The sequence below is a fragment of the Ensifer adhaerens genome (assembly GCF_020035535.1).
GTDB lineage: Bacteria > Pseudomonadota > Alphaproteobacteria > Rhizobiales > Rhizobiaceae > Ensifer.
Genome location: NZ_CP083350.1, coordinates 1,549,573 through 1,567,758, shown reverse-complemented (window position 1 = coordinate 1,567,758; position 18,186 = coordinate 1,549,573). Strand labels below are relative to the sequence as shown.

The 18,186-nt window shown below is 63.6% G+C and carries 16 protein-coding genes; 2 read left to right on the top strand and 14 right to left on the bottom strand.

The genetic code is table 11. The annotated features are described in order from the left end of the window. Positions 1 to 106: 106 nt before the first annotated feature. Complete coding sequence (locus tag LAC81_RS27500; protein ID WP_223730287.1) at positions 107 to 733, top strand: outer membrane protein; 627 nt, start codon at positions 107 to 109, stop codon at positions 731 to 733. 107 nt (positions 734 to 840) lie between these two features. Here the strand turns inward: LAC81_RS27500 and LAC81_RS27495 are convergent, their stop codons facing one another. The 8 genes from LAC81_RS27495 to LAC81_RS27460 form a co-directional block, all read right to left on the bottom strand. Next, positions 841 to 2,370 (bottom strand): FGGY-family carbohydrate kinase, encoded by a 1,530-nt coding sequence (locus tag LAC81_RS27495; RefSeq protein WP_223730286.1) that lies wholly within the window; start codon positions 2,368 to 2,370, stop codon positions 841 to 843. Positions 2,371 to 2,492: 122 nt separating this feature from the next. Continuing rightward, a complete protein-coding gene (locus tag LAC81_RS27490) occupies positions 2,493 to 3,335 on the bottom strand; it encodes a class I fructose-bisphosphate aldolase (protein WP_223730285.1) in 843 nt (280 codons plus the stop codon). Beyond that, the gene (locus tag LAC81_RS27485; RefSeq protein ID WP_223730284.1) at positions 3,308 to 5,056 is read right to left on the bottom strand and encodes a glycerol-3-phosphate dehydrogenase/oxidase; all 1,749 of its coding nucleotides are present in this window, start codon (positions 5,054 to 5,056) and stop codon (positions 3,308 to 3,310) included. Before LAC81_RS27485 ends, LAC81_RS27490 begins: the two co-directional genes overlap by 28 nt. Before the next feature lie 12 nt (positions 5,057 to 5,068). Beyond that, a complete protein-coding gene (locus LAC81_RS27480) occupies positions 5,069 to 6,064 on the bottom strand; it encodes an aldo/keto reductase (protein ID WP_223730283.1) in 996 nt (331 codons plus the stop codon). Continuing rightward, on the bottom strand, positions 6,061 to 7,071 hold the full coding sequence (locus LAC81_RS27475; protein ID WP_223730282.1) for a sugar-binding transcriptional regulator: 1,011 nt from the start codon (positions 7,069 to 7,071) through the stop codon (positions 6,061 to 6,063). Before LAC81_RS27475 ends, LAC81_RS27480 begins: the two co-directional genes overlap by 4 nt. 2 nt (positions 7,072 to 7,073) lie before the next feature. After that, positions 7,074 to 8,063, bottom strand: a complete 990-nt coding sequence (locus LAC81_RS27470) for an ABC transporter permease (RefSeq protein ID WP_223730281.1) — start codon at positions 8,061 to 8,063, stop codon at positions 7,074 to 7,076. A gap of 28 nt (positions 8,064 to 8,091) precedes the next feature. Next, on the bottom strand, positions 8,092 to 9,636 hold the full coding sequence (locus LAC81_RS27465; RefSeq protein WP_223730280.1) for a sugar ABC transporter ATP-binding protein: 1,545 nt from the start codon (positions 9,634 to 9,636) through the stop codon (positions 8,092 to 8,094). Positions 9,637 to 9,696: 60 nt separating this feature from the next. After that, a complete protein-coding gene (locus tag LAC81_RS27460; protein WP_223730279.1) occupies positions 9,697 to 10,725 on the bottom strand; it encodes a substrate-binding domain-containing protein in 1,029 nt (342 codons plus the stop codon). Positions 10,726 to 10,959: 234 nt separating this feature from the next. Here LAC81_RS27460 and LAC81_RS27455 point away from each other — a divergent pair, with 234 nt between their 5' ends. Then, entirely contained in the window at positions 10,960 to 11,946 is a 987-nt protein-coding gene (locus tag LAC81_RS27455; RefSeq protein ID WP_223730278.1) for a LacI family DNA-binding transcriptional regulator, read from the top strand. A 64-nt stretch (positions 11,947 to 12,010) separates the two neighbouring features. On the opposite strand, the gene LAC81_RS27450 is transcribed toward LAC81_RS27455, so the two are convergent. From LAC81_RS27450 to LAC81_RS27425, 6 genes are all read right to left on the bottom strand, one after another. Beyond that, positions 12,011 to 13,276, bottom strand: coding sequence for an ABC transporter substrate-binding protein (locus LAC81_RS27450; RefSeq protein ID WP_223730277.1), 1,266 nt, complete (start codon positions 13,274 to 13,276; stop codon positions 12,011 to 12,013). Between the two features lie 24 nt (positions 13,277 to 13,300). Beyond that, entirely contained in the window at positions 13,301 to 14,137 is an 837-nt protein-coding gene (locus tag LAC81_RS27445) for a carbohydrate ABC transporter permease (RefSeq protein ID WP_223730276.1), read from the bottom strand. Beyond that, the gene (locus LAC81_RS27440; RefSeq protein WP_223730275.1) at positions 14,134 to 15,048 is read right to left on the bottom strand and encodes a carbohydrate ABC transporter permease; all 915 of its coding nucleotides are present in this window, start codon (positions 15,046 to 15,048) and stop codon (positions 14,134 to 14,136) included. Before LAC81_RS27440 ends, LAC81_RS27445 begins: the two co-directional genes overlap by 4 nt. Continuing rightward, a complete protein-coding gene (locus tag LAC81_RS27435) occupies positions 15,041 to 16,207 on the bottom strand; it encodes an ABC transporter ATP-binding protein (protein ID WP_223730274.1) in 1,167 nt (388 codons plus the stop codon). The genes LAC81_RS27440 and LAC81_RS27435 overlap by 8 nt, the downstream gene beginning before the upstream one ends. Continuing rightward, positions 16,204 to 17,046 (bottom strand): metallophosphoesterase family protein, encoded by an 843-nt coding sequence (locus tag LAC81_RS27430; protein WP_223730273.1) that lies wholly within the window; start codon positions 17,044 to 17,046, stop codon positions 16,204 to 16,206. Before LAC81_RS27430 ends, LAC81_RS27435 begins: the two co-directional genes overlap by 4 nt. 224 nt (positions 17,047 to 17,270) lie before the next feature. Further along, positions 17,271 to 18,176, bottom strand: coding sequence for a LysR substrate-binding domain-containing protein (locus LAC81_RS27425; protein WP_223730272.1), 906 nt, complete (start codon positions 18,174 to 18,176; stop codon positions 17,271 to 17,273). Between the last annotated feature and the right edge of the window lie 10 nt (positions 18,177 to 18,186).

Genomic DNA, 18,186 nt, shown 5'->3' with positions numbered 1-18,186 from the left:
GACGGGCATCTTCCAAGGTTCGCGACCGCGCTACCCGGCACGAGACGCGAAACGGGAGAACGAAAGCGCCGAGAAGGGCGCCCTATCCAATCCACGGAGCAACATCATGCGGCATTTCAGCAAGTTTTCGATCTGGTCCAGTCTCACCCTGCTCACCGTCCTTGGCGCACAGCAGTCCCATGCGGCCGACTTCTCTGCGCCCGATTATCAGGATCCGCCAGCCTTTAGCTGGAGCGGCGCCTATGTCGGCGCGCATGGCGGTCTCGGCTTCACCGGCAGCCCCAATCCCTTCGCCGATCGCAACGGCGTCGCGCTCGGCGTCCAGGCCGGCTACAACATGCAGGCCGGTCCCGGCATCGTCGGTGCGGAAATCGAGGGTTCCTATCTCGGTGACACCGAGCAAAAGGTCAACGGCGGCAAGCTCAAGGAAAAGTGGCGCGGCGCAATCAAGGCGAAGGCCGGCCTGACCTTCGACCAGACGCTGGTCTACGGCACAGCAGGCTATGCCATGACCAGCTACAAGAAGGGCGGCGGCGTTCAGAACGACGTCGGCTTCAAGGGCGGCTACCTGCTCGGCGCCGGCGTTGAACAGGCCTTTGCGGGCGGCCTCTCGGCCAAGCTCGAATACAACTACGTCACGACGCCGGATGTCCGCACCAGCACCGTTTCAGGCTCCAGTGAGAAGGACATCAACAGCCACGTCATCAAGGCCGGCATCAACATGCGCTTCTGACGGCGGCTTCGGCTTGCCGAGGCGTTGCCCTCCCAGCGACACTCCCGATAAGCCAACAGTCTGGCCGAAAGCGGACTTGCAATTGCAGGCCCGCTTTCGGCAAACCATCACTCCGCCGCTTCCCGCGCCAGGGGTTCAGGCGTTGCCAGCCGCCGCCAGATCGGCGCCATGGCGGCGGCGATCTCGCCATAAAGCGTAAAGCGCCTGTCGTAGTGCGCGGCAAGCGCCGGGTTCGGCCGGTAGTGGCGCTCGGTCCTGACCATCGCCACAGCGCCCGCAGAGATGTCGGCAAAGAGGCCGATGCCCGCACCCGCCGTGATCGCTGCGCCGAGCGCGCCCGTCTCCCGCGAGCGCGCGACAGTCACCGGTACATCAAGCACATCGGCAAAGATTTGTGGCCAGATCTGGCTGCGCGACCCGCCGCCCGAAAGCACCGCCTCATCGAAGCGTGCCCCGGCTGCGCGTAGCGTCGCGATATGCTGGCGATGGCCGAAGGCGACGCCTTCGAGGACGGCGCGGACCAGATGCCCCTTGGTGTGCCAGCCGGCAACGCCGTAGAAGCCCGCCCGGGCATTGCCGTCCTGCTGCGCGCCGTAGAGAAACGGGTGGTAAACCGGATCGTTCGCAGCCGGCTCGATCTCAGCCGCCAGCTGGCAGCAAAGGTCGAAGGGCGAGCGGCCATCGCTGCCGTCATGCGGAAAAAGCTCTCGCACCAGCCATTCGAGATTGGCGGCCGACGTCGCACTTGCCTCGATCGCCATGTAGCGGTCTCGATCGAAGGTCGAGAACATGAAGATCGGATTGCTCAGATCCGGCTGATCGATGATGACTTGGTTGATGCTCCATGTGCCGGCGATGATCGACGCCGCACCCGTGCGGGTGACGCCCGAGCCGATTGCCGAGGCCACCACATCGAAGAGACCGCCGACGACGGGCGTGCCCGCGGCCAACCCGGTCTCAATTGCCGCCTCTTGGCTAACCCGGCCGACGACATCGGCGCTCTCGGCAAGATCCGGCAGCAGGCCCATGCAATCGCCGAGACCGTAAGCTTTCATCAGCGCCGCATCATAGCGACGGCCGGCAACGTCGAGCAGGCCTGCGCCGCTCATATCCGAAACGTCGCTGACGCGTGCGCCTGTTAGGCGATTGACAACGAAGTCCTTGCAGAGAAAGACCGCGCCGATCTTCGAAAACTGTTCCGGGCGATGGCGCTTCAACCAGGCAAGCAGCGTCGGGGTCTGCGACGGCCAGGGCCGCTGCCCAGCGATCGGGTAGGTCCGATCGGCGACGCCTTCCGCCTGCCACTCTTCGACGAGGCCGGCCGCGCGGGTATCGAGCGACTGGATGCCGAGGAGCGGTTCGCCGTCGCGGTCCAGCGCATAAAGGCCATTGCCATGGCCGGCGCACCCGATCGCCACGATCTCGCTCGCATTGATTCCAGCACGTTCGATGCAGGCACGGATCACCACCTTCGCGTGGCTCCAGAGCTCGCCGAGCCCGCGTTCGACATGGCCCGGCGTCGGCACATGGCTGTGCCCCTCCTCTGCTGCCATCGCGATCTCGTTGCCGGTGCGATCGAAAATCACCGCCTTGATCACGGTGTTTCCGACGTCGATGCCGAGCAGATACTCTCTCATAGGTGAACCCCTCCCAAGGTCCTCATCCATTCGCTGAAACGCCGCCGACGTTCTCGCAGCGGCAGCGTTTCCTTTCGTACCAGGCCATCGCTGCTTCTAAAGCGCGATGCCGACCGGCGATATCAACCGCGCTGATAAAGCGCGTAAGCTTCCTCGCCACCGGCATCCTCATGGATGATCGCCATCAGCCCGCGCACGACAGCGCTCGGATTGGCGTGCTGGTAGATGTTGCGTCCATAGACCATGCCCATTGCGCCCTGGCGCATCAAGGCCGCAGACTTGTCGAAGACGTTACGCAAGTCCTCCTTGCCGCCGCCGCGCACCAGAACCGGGCAACGCGCCGCCTCGACGACCCGGTGGAAATCCTCGGCATTAGTGGTCGGGTCCGCCTTGACGATGTCAGCGCCCATCTCGCGCGCAAGCCGGGTCAGCGTCACGATCTTCTCGGCATCGCCATCGACCATATAGCCGCCATGCTCGGTCACCGGCTGCATCACCAGCGGCTCGATCATCAACGGCATGCCGTACTTGTCGCAATCGGCCCGCACGCGCGAGATGTTGGCGACGCATTGGCGGAAGAGATCGGGCTCGTCCGGCAGCATGAAGAGGTTGACGACGACGCAGGCCGTGTCCATCGCCAGCGCGCCGATCAACGGTTCGGCCTCGTTCTGCAACACGGCCCACATGTGCCGGTGGCGGATGCGGTTATAGGGGTTGCCCATGTCGAGACGCATGACCAACGCCGGCTTGTCCTTGCCCGGCACCTCCTGCAACAGATCCGCCTGGCCAAAATTCATCTGGATCGCATCCGGTGCGGCCGCGACCAGCGCCTTGACCACGGCTGACATGTCTTCAAGACCATTGAGGAAGGATGGTTCGTTGCAGACGCCATGATCGATCGCGACGTCGAGGCAACGTCCACCGCCGAACAGACGGTTCATCCGGACCTTGCTGTTGTTTCGCATAATGCACTCCTTTGTTCGTTCCGTACGGATAGGGTTTCCTCGTCGACGCCATGGCGCTCGACGAGAAGGGCAAGAAATCGCTTACGTTCGACCGCGACACGCGGCGGCGACCATTGCTTTTCGATGGCAAGCAAGGCGAGCACCGCATCCACCATGTCGAGCGAGAGCTCGCCGGTGATTGCCAGCGTCGTGCGGCGCAGCAGCAGGTCCTCGAGATGTTCGACGGCTTCGCTGCGGATCAGGTATTGCAGCTCGCGCGCGGAGTAATCCGGATGCGGCAAGGCATGGTCAGCGCCGGCGGCGATGAGATCGGCAACGTCTCGGGCGCCCGTTCCATAGCGGACGAAAAGCACTTGCATGCGCTCCCGCGAAAGCCCGGTGGCTGCCGCAACATCATCGACCCATCGGTCGCGAACGGAGGGATAGTCTTGCCCGCCACCGATGGCACGTTCTCCAGTGCTGACATGGCGCTGTTTTCCGAGCCGTTCCAGGGTGAGGTCGGCCGCCATTTCGCCGAAGGAGCGGAACGTCGTCCATTTGCCGCCGATCATGCAGAGCACCGGCGGACCGCCCTCAACACTCTCCACGAAGGTGCAGAAATGGTCGCGCGGGATGCGACCGGTGAAGCTGTCCTGGCTCGCCGGCAGCGGCCGTACGCCCGAGAACTGGAACACCACCTCTTCCGGCCGGACGCGGATGTCTGGCAGAACGAAGGCGAGCGACTGCAGGATGTAGTCGCGCTCGTCGGCTTCGCAGCGCACGGTTTCGGGATCATCGACACGAATGTCCGTTGAGCCCACCAGCACCTTGCCGAGATAGGGAAAGAGGATGCAGATGCGGCCATCCTCGTTCTCGTAATAAATCATGTGGCCGTCGAGCGCGTCCATCAGCTCGGCATTGTCGATGATCAGATGCGAGCCCTTGGTGCCGCCCATCAACGGGGCCGGCTTCGACGTTGCGGGAAACAGTGCGCCGTTGGCGATATCGATCCAGCCGCCGGTGGCGTTGATGATGAGGCCGGGCTCGATCGCAGCGACCGCGCCGGTGACATCGTCCTTCAGTTCGTAGCGTCCGGGTGCGGCCAGCGTCAGTTCGGCGTAGTTTAGCGCCTGGGCGTGAGAACCGGCGGCAAGCCCGTCCTTCAACAGCTCGATGCCGAGACGTTCCGGCTGGCTGACCCAGGCGTCGTAATAGGTGGCGGAACTCTTGATGTCGGGATTGAGCGCCGGCCAGCGGGAAAGCGTGGCGCGTCGCCCGCGAAAGGCATGCTTCGGCATCAACGCGCGTTTGCGCGTCAGGAAATCGTAGATGCTGAGCCCCAGCTTGACTGCGACAGCGCCGCGGCGGCTCGGGCGGCGCGTCAGACCCAGGAAGCGGACGGCGCCATTGGCAAGCCCCGAGAAGATATCGAAGATCGGCACCGTGGTCGGCAGCGGTGCCACGTAGTGCGGCGCGTTCTTCAGCAGCCGGTCACGCTCGACCAGCGATTCCCTGACCAGGCTGAACTCGCCGTTTTCGAGATAGCGAAGGCCGCCATGCACCATGCGCGACAGCGCCGCACTAGCACCCGAACAGTAGTCGTGCTTCTCGACGAGCAACACATTGACGCCTTGCAGCGCCAGCTCGCGAAAGACGCTGAGGCCGTTGATGCCGCCGCCGAGGACGCACACGTCCACCTTCGGGCTCTCGGCGAGCCCGTTGAAAATCTCTTCACGGTTCATGATGCCAGCCCGTTACCTGTCCATGTTCGCCAGCTTCGCGGCGATCGACGCGTCGATTGTCGAACGGTCGTCCTCATCGAGCCGGATCGTTCCGGCCCGGGCATTGTCGAGCGCCTGTGCTGGATTGCGCGCGCCACAAAGGGCAAAGGTCACCCCCTCCTGGGCAAGCGTCCAGGCAATCACGATCTGAGCGATCGTCGCGCCATGCTTATCGGCGATCGGCCGGATCGTTTCGGCAAAGGCCGCAACCTTCTCACGGTTGCCGACCGAGAAGCGCGGGTTGTCACGCCGCTGGTCATCGCCGGAAAACACCCGCTCCGGTCCGATACCGCCGGAGAGAAGACCTAGCGCCAGCGAGGAATAGCTGAGCGTGGCGACACCGTTGCGCCGTGTCAGCGGCAGCAGATCCGTCTCGATCTCGCGATCGATCATGCTGAAGCGCTCCTGGATCGCGTCGAGTCCGCCGATCGCGATGTATTGCTCCAACTCGCCGCGCCCGACATTGCTGGCGCCGATCGCCTTGATCTTTCCCGCCTGGCGTAGCTCTTCGAGTGCGGCCATCGTTTCCTCGATCGGCGTCGTCGGATCCTGCCAATGGGTGATGTAGAGGTCGATATAGTCGGTGCCGAGCCGCTTCAGACTCTGCTCGACTTCATGATGGATGGCATCGCGGCCGAGGTAGCGATGCACAGGCTTGCCGTCTTGATCGAAGAAGTGCCGCCCCTTGTCCGTATGCCAGACGAGCCCGCATTTGGTGGCGATGATTGCCTTGTCGCGGCGACCGGCCAGGGCCTTGCCGACGATCTCTTCCGAACGCCCGAGGCCATAGGCCGGCGCCGTATCGATCAGCGTCACGCCGGCGTCGAGCGAGGCCTGGATCGCCGCGATCGATTCCCGCTCGTCCGTGCCGCCCCACATCCAGCCGCCGATCGCCCAGGTGCCGAGCCCGACGGCCGAAGCCTTCACGCCCGATCGGCCGATCTCCCGCATCAATTGATCCCCGTTCATGCCAGAAGTCCCTTTTCGCTTGCCATGGCGAGCACGCGCTCGCCGGTCGCCTCGTCCGTCACCAGCGTATCGAGGTGGTGTCCCCGCATGACGCTGAGGATCGGGCCCGCCTTGTTCGGTCCGCTCGCCACGCCGATCTTCGTCGGGATCGAGGCGAACTCCTCGAGCGTCAGCGACACCAGCGAACGGTTGAGGCTGTAGTCACAGACACGTCCCTCATCATCGAGCAGATGGGCGAGCAGTTCGCAGCTTGCGCCGGAGCGCTCGATCGCCGCCCGGTCGGTGCTCGAGGACGGATGCAGGTCGTAGTAGCTCGAGTCGTCCGAAAGGATAGAACCGATGCCGACCACCGCCACCTTCGCCTCGCGCGCCCTCCCGAAGACATCCGCCACGGAGCGCATGTTGATCAGCATCGCCCGCTCGGCAGCGCTGTCGGCAAAGAGCGGCGCGTGGATCTGAAAGGAACGTCCGCCGAGCCGATCGGCCATCAGCGTCGAGACATGGTTCACATCCGTATAATGCTTGCCCTGGACGCAGCCGGTCGCCGGGATTACCTCGACATCGAAGCGGCGCGGCGCCTGCAGCCCGGCAACAACAGCGCTGACGCCCTTGCCGCCGGTGATGCAGATGGTGTCGCCGTCACCGATCTCTTCGAGCAACAGCCGGGCCGCCGCCTCGCCGACCGCCTGGAGGGCGGTCTGCTGGTTGTCGGAAACCGTCGGCACGACGATCGCCCGGCGGATGCCGCCGATCGCGAGCAACTGCTCTTCCATATCGACCAAGGGCTCGATCGGCGACTTGATCTTGATCTCAACGAGGCCGAGCTGGCGGCCGCGCTTGATCAACCGGTTGACGGTCGGCTGCGAGATGCCGAGCCGGTCGGCGATCTGCGACTGGGTCAGCCCCTCGAGGAAATGCAGGACCAGCGCCTGGTGCATTTGCCTTGCGACGACGAGCTCTTCGCGTGCGCCTGAAACCGGGGACAAAGTGGATTTGGCAATCGGCATGGTCAGGCGGCCTTCCGCTTGTGCAGCAAGTGGTCGATGGAAACGGCAGCGAGCAGAATGCACCCCTTGATCATGTCCTGCCAATAGACGGAGACGTCGAGCAGGATCAGCGAGCTGGTTACGACCGAGAGCAGGGCCATGCCGAGGATGGCGCCGAGAATCGTACCCGAGCCGCCGTTGAGCGAGGCGCCACCGATAACGGCCGCGGCGATGATGTTGAGCTCCATGCCGACGCCGAAGGTGGGCGTCGCGGCGCCGAAGCGCGACATGTAGATGACGCCGGCGACACCTGCGAGCGTTGAGCAGAGCACCGTCACCCAGAACTTCACCTGCTTGGTTCTGATGCCCGAATAGAGCGCCGCCTTCTCGTTGCTGCCGGTATAGAAGACCTTGCGGAAGGCGGTCGCCCGGCGCAGCAGGAAATCGAACAGGATGACGACGGCGACGAAGATCAGGATGACATAGGGAACGCCGTGGAAGGTGCCCTGCCCCACCGCCTTGAAGGAGGCCGGCAGCGTGAACAGCGACAGCGGTGTGCCCTTGGTAATCACGAGGCAGAGACCGCGCACGATGACCATCGCGGCCAGCGACGTGATGAAGTGGTTGAGCCCGACGACGGTGACGAAGAAGCCCATGATCATGCCGATCACGCTGCTGGCGAGGATGCCGACCAGCGAGGCCGTCCAGGGATCGACCCCGGCCAGGAACAGCGAACCGGCGAGCACCATGGCGAAGCAGACCACCGAGCCGACGGCAAGGTCAATGCCGCCGACGATCAGCAGGATCGTCATGCCGACGACGACAATGCCTTCGACCGAGAAGCTCATCAGCATGGCGCGCATGTTGCCAAAGGTCAGGAAGTGCGGCGAGGCGAAGCTCATGATGATACCAAGCGCCAGGATGATCGCGATCAGCCCGGCCTCCCGCATCGTGCCGATGCGTTTCCAGGCAGGCGCCTGCCTCTCGGTTGCAACCATCGTATCCACTGCCATTTCCGCCTCCCCGGCTCTTTCCGTTCTTTCAGGCGACATGGGCTGTCCTGCCTGTTGCACTCTGATCCGTCTGCGTCACGCCGGACGCCAGGCGGATCACCGCCTCCTCACTCATTTCTCTGTCGCCAAGCTCGCCGGCGATCGCGCCTTCGCGCACCACCAGTACCCGGTCGCAGAGCCCGAGCAGTTCCGGCAGCTCCGACGAGATCACGACGATGCCGATGCCGCTTTCCGCAAGCTCGCGCAGCAACCGGTGGATCTCGGATTTGGCGCCGACATCGATACCGCGCGTCGGCTCGTCCATCAGAATGACTTCAGGTCGAACGGCCAGCTGCTTGGCGATCGCCACCTTCTGCTGGTTGCCGCCCGAGAGCGACGACACCGGCATGTCGATACCGCCCATGCGCACGCCGAGACGGCGGACGAAATCGCGGGCGAGATCCGCTTCAGCCCTGGCGTTCAACAGCCCGAGCGGGCCTGTCAGCGTCTTCAGGTCGAGCACGGAAATGTTCTGGGCGATCGACAGCTCGGTGAAGACGCCGGACCCCTTGCGATCCTCCGACAGATAGACGATGCCGGCATTGACGGCGTCCCGGTAGTTGCCGATACGCTGGACCTTGCCGCGCAGGCTCACCTCGCCCGTCGACTTTGTCCTGAGACCGCAGATCGCTTCGGCGATCTCCGTGCGGCCGGACCCGATCAGCCCGCCGATGCCGAGGATTTCGCCGCGTTTCAGCTCGAAGGAAACATCATCGATCCGGGTTCCGTCGCCCAACTTGCGGACCGAAAGGATGGTCTCGCCTGAGCGCGCTTCCACCGCCTGCTTCGGCGGATAGAGCTGGCTGATCTCGCGGCCGACCATGCGGCGCACGACATCGTCGGGCGTCACATCGGCAATATTCTCGGTGACCACATGCCGCCCGTCGCGAAACACCGTGACGCGGTCGCAGAGCGAAAAGATCTCGGCCATGCGGTGGCTGATATAGATGATCGAAATGCCCGCGGCCTTGAGGTCGCGGATGATGCCGAACAGCGCCTGGGCTTCGGCTTCCGTCAGCGCCGCGGTCGGCTCGTCGAGGATCAGCACGCGGCAATCGAGCGTCAGCGCCTTGGCGATCTCGACCAACTGCTGGCTGGAAATGGCAAGGTCGGCGACCTTGCGGCGCACGTCGATCGGCGCCAGCCGGTTCATCACGCCTTGTGCTTCGCGCTCCAGCGCACCGTAGTTCATCAGCGGCGAGCGGCGGCGGTTGGTGGCGGCCATGAACATGTTTTCGGCAACCGTCGCATCCGGGCAGAGCGCGATTTCCTGGTGGACGAGACCGATGCCAAGCGTCTGGGCGATCGCCGGCGAACCGATCCTGACGACCGATCCATCAACGAGAACCTCGCCGTCGTTTGGCTGCAACACGCCGGCAATGATGTTCATCAGCGTGGATTTGCCCGCGCCGTTTTCGCCGCAAAGCGCATGGATTTCTCCGCGCTCAAGCCGAAAATCCACCTCCGTCAACGCCTTCACCGCACCGAAATGCTTGGTGACGCGCCGGACCTCCAGAACCGGTTGTGCTGTCATGCTGTCCTCCACCCGCAGTCCTGGCTGCCCGGCAACGACCGGGCAGCCAATTCATGGATCCTACTCGTCGATGCCCTTGGTGCCACGACGCTTCAGGTACTTGTCCCAGTAGAAATCGTCGGCATTTTCAGCGGTGACGATGGAAAGACCATTGTCGACGAAGGGAATGCTCATCGGGTTGAAGCCGGAACGCTTGGCGTCGTTCATCGGGTCGATCAGCTCCGGGTGCTTGGCCATCCACAGAAGCATGAAGCCCATATAGCCCTGCATGCCCTGGTTCGGGTTGATCGAGCCGAAGACTTCGCCGGCCTTGATCATGTCGAGGATGTTGGCGTTGACGTCGGCGCACATGACGAGCACCTTGCCGCCGCTTTCCTTGCTGGCCTGGGCAGCACCGATCGCCGAGTTGGCTTCCGGCATGAACACGGCGCCGAGATTCGGATTGGCCTGGATGAGGCTCATCAGGCCCTGATAGGCCTTGTTCGGATCCTGGTTCGAGGCGGCGCGGCCGACGAGTTTCATCTCCGGCCACTTCTCGGCCATGCGGTTGACGAAGGCGGTGATGCGCTTGTCGTGGTTGTCCTGGCCCGGGTTTTCGAGCACGGCATATTCACCCTTGCCGCCCATCTTCTCGGCGATTGCGTCGGCGGCGTAGGTGCCTTCGCGGGTATTGTCCGAGGTGATGAAGGAGACGCGTTTCGACAGCGGCGAGTCTGCGGCAAACGTGACGACCGCCGTGCCCTGGTCGATCGCCCGGTTGATCGGCTCGATGAACGGGTCCGAGTTCATCGGGTGAACCAGAATGCCGGCCGGGTTCTGGGCAAGCGCCTGGTCGAAGGTGGCGATCTGCTTGTTGACGTCATATTCCGGCGTGCCGGTATATTCCGTCTCGCAGCCGAACTGCTGGCCGGCCTGCTTGAACATTTCATAGACCGGGAACCAGTATTCCACGCCCGACACCATGACGTTCATGACGTATTTTTCACCGGGCTGGCAGCGAAACGGGTTCGCCGTTTCGGCGTTTGCCGAACCTGCCCAGAATGAAGCTGCAATGACCGCCAGAGCGGTCGTGCTGAGAAATTTGCGCACGCGTCCTCCTCGAGGCCGAAGCCCCTCCAAAAAACCGATAGGGCCGTTTGCTTGCGGCCGCTGAATGTATGAGTTCGCCGGAACTCCTCCTCGACTTCCGACGATTGCGATTAAAACCGTGGACGCACGACCTGTCAATATAATTCATAGCATGAATAATAATTCATGCCTGATGTGGAAAACAGAGAAGACGCTCTTCAATCTGCTGTCATGGGGATCGGCTAGAGGGCGCCGATGGCAACCCTGCAACAGATCGCTTTTCATGCCGGCTGTTCACTCGCAACCGTTTCGCGCGTGCTGAACGGCGAGGGCCCCGTCAGCGACGAGATGGTGCGGCGCGTGCGGCGGGCCGCCGCCGAATTGGGCTATCGGCCCACAGCCGCAACGGGGCGCACCGCAGGCCGCAGCCAGCCTGTGGTCGGCGTGCTGGTGCCGAGCGTCACCAATCCGGTTTTCGCAGCTTCGCTCGGCGGGATTCAGCACCGCATGCAGGCCGCGAACCACGGCGTTCTCATCGCCCAGTCCAACTACGATCCCGCACTCGAGGCACGCGCCGTGCGATCGCTGCTGGAACAGCGCCCGACCGGCCTGATCCTGACCCTTTGCGATGCCCGCACCAGCGAGGCGCTATCGGCGGCACTGCCGCCGACGGTGCTCCTCAACAATCGGCCGGTTGCCCGCTTTGCCGCCGCCGTCACAGTCGACAATCATCGCGCCGGCTACGAGCTGACCCGGCATATCCTTGCGCATGGACATCAGCGCATTGTCGTGGTCACCGGCCATTTCCATTCTTCCGACCGGGCGCGTCTGCGCTACGACGGCTACACTGCCGCCATGCAGGAAGCGGGTGTTCAACCGATCGAGGCGATCGAGATCCCCTTCGTCGACGGCTACGAGAACCTCGACCTTTGTGCCGTTGTCGCCCATCATCAACCGACTGCGATCATCGCCTCCAACGACCTGCTTGCGCTCGGCGTCATCGCGGCGCTCCGCCGCCAGGGCCTGTCCGTGCCCGACGACGTCTCGGTCGCCGGCTTCGACGGCATCGCGCTTGGGCGGTTGATGAGCCCGACGCTCACCACGATTTCGATGCCTGACGGCGACATGGGGCTCGCCGCTGCTGCCCTTCTGCTCGACATGGCCGAGAATGCGTCGGGCTGCCGCCATCTGACCCTTGAGAGCCGGCTCTATCCGGGCGGGACGGTCCGCCGCCTCGGCTGACCGAAAGCAGACGCCGCCCGCGGAATTTCTTCCGGGGCGGCGGCAATCCTCACAAGAGACCGGATCAGCTGCGCGGCAACAGGCTTTCGACTTCGGCTGCTGCCTCGTCCAGCGCTTCCTTTGACGTCGCCGTCTGCTCGACGATGCGCGACAGGTTCTCGACGATCGTCTGCGTGACCTTCACGCCGTTGCTGCCCGGGAAGGCATACCAGGGGCGCATGCGCGGCATCTGCTCGAGGCCGGCGCGAAACAGCGGGTTTTCCTTGTAGAAGTTGGCGAGATACTCCGGCGACGTGGCGGCAAGCGCGTTGTTCGGCACGTAGCCGGTGCCGGGAACGACGACCGAGGCGCCATAGGGACCGGCGGCGAACTTCGCGAACTTCCAGGCGGCCTCCTGCTTTTCGGCATCGCGCGTCAGGATAACGACAGCATTGCCACCCGTCGGCAGCTTGCCGTTGACCGGGTCGATCAGCGGGATTTGGGCCGTGCGCAGGTCGAACTTGTCGCCGACATTCTTGATCGTGTTGCGCAGCGCGCCCGTCGTCTGGAAGGCAAAGCCGATCTTGCCGGCAACGAAGGCCTGTTCGCCAGCCTGCTTGGTCAGCACCGGCAAGCCGCCTTCCTTGACCATGCGGTCAAGCACTTCAACGGCCTTCTGGCCCTCGGGACCATTGAAGGCAACCTTGCTTTCGTCAGCACTCAGCATGTCGCCGCCGGCGCCGAAGAGCAGAGCCGAGAACATCCAGTCGTCGCCCTGCCAGCGGAAGTCGATGCCTTCATTGCCGTCGCCGAGCGCCTTGATCTTGCCCCCGAGCGCGATGACCTCGTCCCAGGTCTTCGGCGGGTTTTCCGGATCGCCGCCGGCTTTGCGCACCAGATCGGCGTTGTAATACATGATCGGGTTGGAGGTCGCGAAGGCAAGGCCCACCTGCTTGCCGCCCACCTGGGCGAGTTTCAGTATGTTTTCCGAAAAGCCCTGTTCGGCCATGTTGCCGTCCTTGGCGATGAACGGGCCGAGGTCGACGGGGATGTCGCGCTCGTTGACCATGCGCAGGCGGTTGAGGCCGATGAAGGTCAGATCAGGCATCTCGACCGTACCGGCCTGACGCATGATCGTCTGGATGCCTTCCTCATAGGTCGCGGACGGATTGGCGAAGGTGATCTTGATATCGGGGTTTTCTTCCATGAATTTCTTCGAGATCGTGTCCATCACGTCCTTGAAGAAGCCGGGCATCGGATAATGCACCGTCAGCTGGGTCTCGGCGTAGGCGGGTGCGGCGATGATCAGCGATGCGGCAGCCGCGGTGAAAAGCTGTCTCAGATGTGTCATGGGATGCGCTCCAGGTTGGACCGTTCAGCCTTTGAGACCGGTCATGGTGATGCCCTCGACGAAGCGTTTCTGCGCCAACAGAAAAGCCGTCACGAGGGGAAGGGTGATGATGAGAGTGGCGGCCATCAGCGCGCCGTAGTCGTCGCCAGCTTCAGCCGCGCGGAAGTAGAGAAGGCCGAGCGGCGGGGTCGCATAATCCTGGTTGGTGACGACGATCAGCGGCCAGAAGAGATCGTTCCAGTGGGCGACGACCGAGAAGATCGCGAATGCCGTGATCGCCGGCCAGGCGTTGGGCACGATGACGCGCGCGACGATGCCGGCCTCCGACATGCCGTCGAGCCTTGCGGCGTGGATCAGGTCGTCGGGCATGGCGCGGAAGAACTGCAGAAACAGGAAGATCGCAAAGACCGAGATCGAGAACGGAGCCACCAGGGCCGTGTAGCTGTTCAGCACGGAGAGCCTGTCGAAGGCCACGTAAATCGGCAGCGCCGTCGCGTGGATCGGCACGAGCAGGCCGAGCATGACCAGCACCATCATGGTGCGGGCGGCGCGGAACTTCAGCTTCGTCATGGCATAGGCACAGGGGATGGCGACCACGATCTGGATGACGAAGATCAGTGCGCAGACAACGACGCCGTTGAAGAGCAGCGTCGACATCGAGACGCGCGACAGCGCCTTGGAGAAGTTCTCGACATAGGACCACTGCTCCGGGATCAGCGACAGCGACGAGGAGAAGATCTCGCTCTGTGCCTTGCCGGCGGTCGAAACCATGAAGATGTAGGGCGCAAGGAAGATGAGAGCGCCAAGTGACAGCACCGTCAAACGGGCGATACGGCCAAGCGAAAGAGCGTTCGTGGTCATGCGTAATGCACCTTCCGGTCAAGCACGCGGTACTGCAGGAACATCAGGACGACGAGGATGGCGAGGAAGACGACGGTCATGGCCGAGGCATAGCCGACGCGCAGATAGACGAAGCCCTCCTGGTAGATGGTGAAGAGCAGCACTTCCGATGCCTTGTTCGGACCGCCTTCGGTCAGCGTCTTCACCGTCTCAAAAACCTTCACCGAATTGATGATGCTGATGGTGGTAACGAACAGCGTCGTCGGCCCGAGCATCGGCCAGGTCACCAGCCGGAAACGATCGAACCAGGACTTGGCGCCATCGACTTCAGCCGCGGCGTAAAGCTCGCGTGGGATGGCGGTGAGGCCGGCCAAAAACAGCACCATGTTGAAGCCGACGGACTGCCAGATGCCGATGATCGAAAGGCCGTAGAGCACGGTGCTGGAGGCGCCGAGCCAGTTCGGGCCGGCAATACCGAAGAGCGCGAGGAAGGTGTTGATCGGGCCTATGGTCGGGTGGAAGAGGAACTGCCAGACGGTCGCCATGGCGACGAGCAGCGAGGCGACCGGCAGGAAATAGACGGTGCGGAAGAATGCCCTGCCCTTGGTTTCCGCCTCGATCAACATGGCGATCGAAAGCGAAAGCACGATCGAAACCGGCGTGACGATCGCCGTATAGACGACTGTGTTCCAGAGCGACCGACGGAAGGTGCGATCACCGAAGAGTTCGGCATAGTTCTCGAAGCCGACAAAACGAAAGCTGCCATAACCGAGTTCGAAGTCGGTGAAACCGAGCACGATCACGGCAAGTGTGGGCAACAGGATGAAGAGGAAGAGCAGGAGGACCGCCGGCAGCGCCAGGAGCCAGGCAATGCGCGCCTCGCGCACTGCGGGCTCGGCGATCGCCGTTTCGAAGGTCGCGACACTAGCCATGGATCTTCTCCAGGGACGTTGCTACCGTGATCGGCTCGGCCTGAAGACGCGCGCCTTCCTGGTCGAAGAGCATCGCCCGCTCGGGCAGGAACTCGACATCGACGGGCTGGCCGATCGCGAGCGCCGCGGCCTCGGCAGGTGCCAACTTGGCGGTGACCGCCTCGCCGATCGCATCGAGACGGGCGTAGACGATGACTTCGGACCCTAGGAACTCCATGCGCTCGACCCGCGCAGTCAAGCGGCCGGCGCTTGCCACATGGAAGCGGACAAATTCCGGGCGGATTGCGAGCTTCACCGGCGCATCCGGCGTTTGCCCCCGGTTCGCGAGCAGGGCGAGATCGCCGAAACGGACGATGCCTGCGGCGTCACTGCGGGTCGCAAGAACGTTGATCTTCGGCTGGCCGAGGAAGCGCGCGACCTCGATATGAGAGGGGTTGTCGTAGATCTCCTTTGGGCTTGCCAATTGCAGGAGATTGCCGCCGATCATCACCGCCACCCGGTCGGCCATCGAGAGCGCCTCCGACTGGTCGTGGGTGACGTAGAGCGTCGGCGCGCCGGCGCGACGGTGCAGGTCGACGATCTCGCCGCGGGCGTGGACGCGCAGGTTGGCGTCGAGATTGGAGAGCGGCTCGTCCATCAGGAACACGGCGGGGCGGCGCACCATGGCGCGGGCGAGCGCCACGCGCTGGCGCTGACCTCCGGACATCTGGCCAGGCTTACGGTCGAGCAGATGGTCAATCTTCAGCGCGCCGGCCATCTCCTTCACCTGACGCTGGATATCGCTGCGGATCTGCTTTTGCCCCGGCAGGAAATTGCCGATGACCGGCAGGCGCTGCACCGCCGTCAGGCGCCGCATGGCGAGCGGCACGGCGATGTTCTCTCCCGCCGTCAGATGCGGATAGAGCGCATAGGACTGGAAAACCATCGCGACATTGCGATCTGCCGCGGCCATGCGGGCAACGCTCCGGCCGCCGATGACGATCTCGCCGCTGTCACCGTGGTCGAGCCCGGCGACGATCCGCAGAAGCATGCTCTTGCCGCACCCGGAGGGGCCGACAAGGGCGATAAACTCACCGGCCTCCGCCACCAGGCTGACGCCCTTCAGGATCGCGTTGCCGCCATAGGACTTGGTGATACCCTCTAGCGAAAGCACGCTCATTGCGCCGCCTCCACAAGGGGCTTCTTCTTCGCCGCCTGCGGATAGACCTCCTCGACGATCGGATCGAGCACGTGGCTGACAAGTCCCGGGACGGCGACGATCTCGCTCGAGACACCGGCATCGGTGAATTCGTGCACGACGGCGCCGACCAGCCGCTCTCCCGGCATCGGCCGCTCCAGCGTGTCGATGATAAAGGAGGTCGGCGGCGCCCAGACGAGCGCCGTTCCGGCATGTTCGCCCTTCCAGGCCCAATGCAGGTGGCCGCTTGCATGCAGCGCCACGTCGGAACCCTCGATCAGATCGAAGAGGCGCTGGCGCTGGTGGGGGCGAACGCTCCAGTATCCGGTGTCGCCTTCCTCTGGCGCGTCGACGAAGAGCGGCTTGTGGGCGAAGATCGCCACTTGGCGCCCGCCGTGGCTCCGCAACTGCTCCTCAAGCCAGGCGAACTGCGTTTCCTCTTCCTCATCTTCGAAGCCGAGGAGCAGGCTGTTGAGCCCGATCAGCCGCCAGCCCGCGTGATCGGAGACCCAGTAATCCGGTCCGGCGAGGCGGCGCCAGCGGGCAAGACGCTCCAGGTCGACCGGCTGATGCGAACCGGGCAAATGGCCGACATCGTGATTGCCGGGCACGATCAGCACCGGCATCGACAGCTGGCCGGTCAGGTCGAGCGAAAAGGTGATGTCGTCTTCGTGGTCGGCGCCGTCGATGGTCACGTCACCGGTGTGAATGACGAGATCAGGTGCCACCGCTTCGATCCAGGCGCGAAGCGGCTCCCAGTTGTCGTTGAAATGGCTCTTCAGCGGGCTGAGATGGGTGTCGCTGATCTGGACGATCTTCATGGAAACGGCCTCCGACGATGGCTTCAAGGCGTGCGCGTCGGAGGGCTTCGGTCTCCTCTCCGGCTGCGGTTGGCCGCAGTCTTTAGGGAGCTGCCATGTCAGTTTGGTAACAGCCGTTCTCAGCTGATTTTCAGTTTCTCCATGAAAGTTTCACCTTCATCCGATAGCGCCAACCGAGGGTGGTTTCGGCAAAACAACCTGCAAGGGAAATCGTCCGTCGGGGCTCAGCCCGAAACGGACCCCTGCTCCCCCATCACCGACGAAAGAAGCGCGTTCGACGCATCCGCCTCGGCGATGATCCAGTCACGAAACGCCTGGATCTTCTTCTGCCGTCGGCTGCCTTGCGGATAGACCAGCCAGTAGGCACGCCCGTCGCGAACCACATGGTCGAACGGCCGAATCAATCGGCCGCTCCTAAGTTCGTCCATCAGGAAGGTCGAAACGGCGATGGCAATGCCATGGTCGTTGAGTGTCGTGGTGACATCCATCGCCTGGACGTCGAAGATCAGCTCGGTACCGTTGCTTGCCGGCGGTTCCACCCCCGTCTCGATCATCCATCGCCGCCACCAGCTGGCATTGCCGAAGCGCCGCACGCGCAGCACGTCGGAGGGATGCCTGAGCTGGTGCTTTTCCAGGAAAGAAGGCGTGCAGACCGGCATGTAATCGATCGGGAAAAGCGGAAACACGTCGTTGCCGGGCCAGTCGCCATTGCCGCTGCGCACGACAAGATCGATCGCATCACGCTTGAAGTCGATCAGCTCCGTCGACATGTGCACCCGAATGCTGATGTTCGGATGGGCCGTCTGGAACGAGGCGAGCCTGGAGCCGAGCCAGCTCGACACGACGGTCGGCAATATGGAGATGTGCAGGTGGTGTTCGGTCTTGTCGGTGATTTCCGAAAAGGCCGCCCCGAGAAGGTCGATCGCCTCCGTCACCTTCGGCGCCAGTTGCCGCCCGGCCGCAGTCAGCCGCACCTCGCGCGGAAGCCGGACGAAGAGCGGCGTGCCTATGCGCTCCTCCAGCAGCCGGATCTGGTAGCTGACCGCCGCCTGCGTCATGCCGAGTTCGTCGGCGGCGCGGGTGAAGCTCAGGTGCCGTGCCGCCGCTTCGAAGGCACGCACCGCACTCATGGGAGGAATC

Excerpts from the sequence above, each read along its gene's own strand:
- LAC81_RS27440 (WP_223730275.1), bottom strand. The coding sequence starts at position 15,048 with ATGGCTAGTGTCGCGACCTTCGAAACGGCGATCGCCGAGCCCGCAGTG.
- LAC81_RS27445 (WP_223730276.1), bottom strand. The coding sequence starts at position 14,137 with ATGACCACGAACGCTCTTTCGCTTGGCCGTATCGCCCGTTTGACGGTG.
- LAC81_RS27430 (WP_223730273.1), bottom strand. The coding sequence starts at position 17,046 with ATGAAGATCGTCCAGATCAGCGACACCCATCTCAGCCCGCTGAAGAGC.
- LAC81_RS27470 (WP_223730281.1), bottom strand. The coding sequence starts at position 8,063 with ATGGCAGTGGATACGATGGTTGCAACCGAGAGGCAGGCGCCTGCCTGG.
- LAC81_RS27450 (WP_223730277.1), bottom strand. The coding sequence starts at position 13,276 with ATGACACATCTGAGACAGCTTTTCACCGCGGCTGCCGCATCGCTGATC.
- LAC81_RS27455 (WP_223730278.1), top strand. The coding sequence starts at position 10,960 with ATGGCAACCCTGCAACAGATCGCTTTTCATGCCGGCTGTTCACTCGCA.
- LAC81_RS27480 (WP_223730283.1), bottom strand. The coding sequence starts at position 6,064 with ATGAACGGGGATCAATTGATGCGGGAGATCGGCCGATCGGGCGTGAAG.
- LAC81_RS27495 (WP_223730286.1), bottom strand. The coding sequence starts at position 2,370 with ATGAGAGAGTATCTGCTCGGCATCGACGTCGGAAACACCGTGATCAAG.
- LAC81_RS27500 (WP_223730287.1), top strand. The coding sequence starts at position 107 with ATGCGGCATTTCAGCAAGTTTTCGATCTGGTCCAGTCTCACCCTGCTC.
- LAC81_RS27475 (WP_223730282.1), bottom strand. The coding sequence starts at position 7,071 with ATGCCGATTGCCAAATCCACTTTGTCCCCGGTTTCAGGCGCACGCGAA.
- LAC81_RS27465 (WP_223730280.1), bottom strand. The coding sequence starts at position 9,636 with ATGACAGCACAACCGGTTCTGGAGGTCCGGCGCGTCACCAAGCATTTC.
- LAC81_RS27435 (WP_223730274.1), bottom strand. The coding sequence starts at position 16,207 with ATGAGCGTGCTTTCGCTAGAGGGTATCACCAAGTCCTATGGCGGCAAC.
- LAC81_RS27425 (WP_223730272.1), bottom strand. The coding sequence starts at position 18,176 with ATGAGTGCGGTGCGTGCCTTCGAAGCGGCGGCACGGCACCTGAGCTTC.
- LAC81_RS27490 (WP_223730285.1), bottom strand. The coding sequence starts at position 3,335 with ATGCGAAACAACAGCAAGGTCCGGATGAACCGTCTGTTCGGCGGTGGA.
- LAC81_RS27485 (WP_223730284.1), bottom strand. The coding sequence starts at position 5,056 with ATGAACCGTGAAGAGATTTTCAACGGGCTCGCCGAGAGCCCGAAGGTG.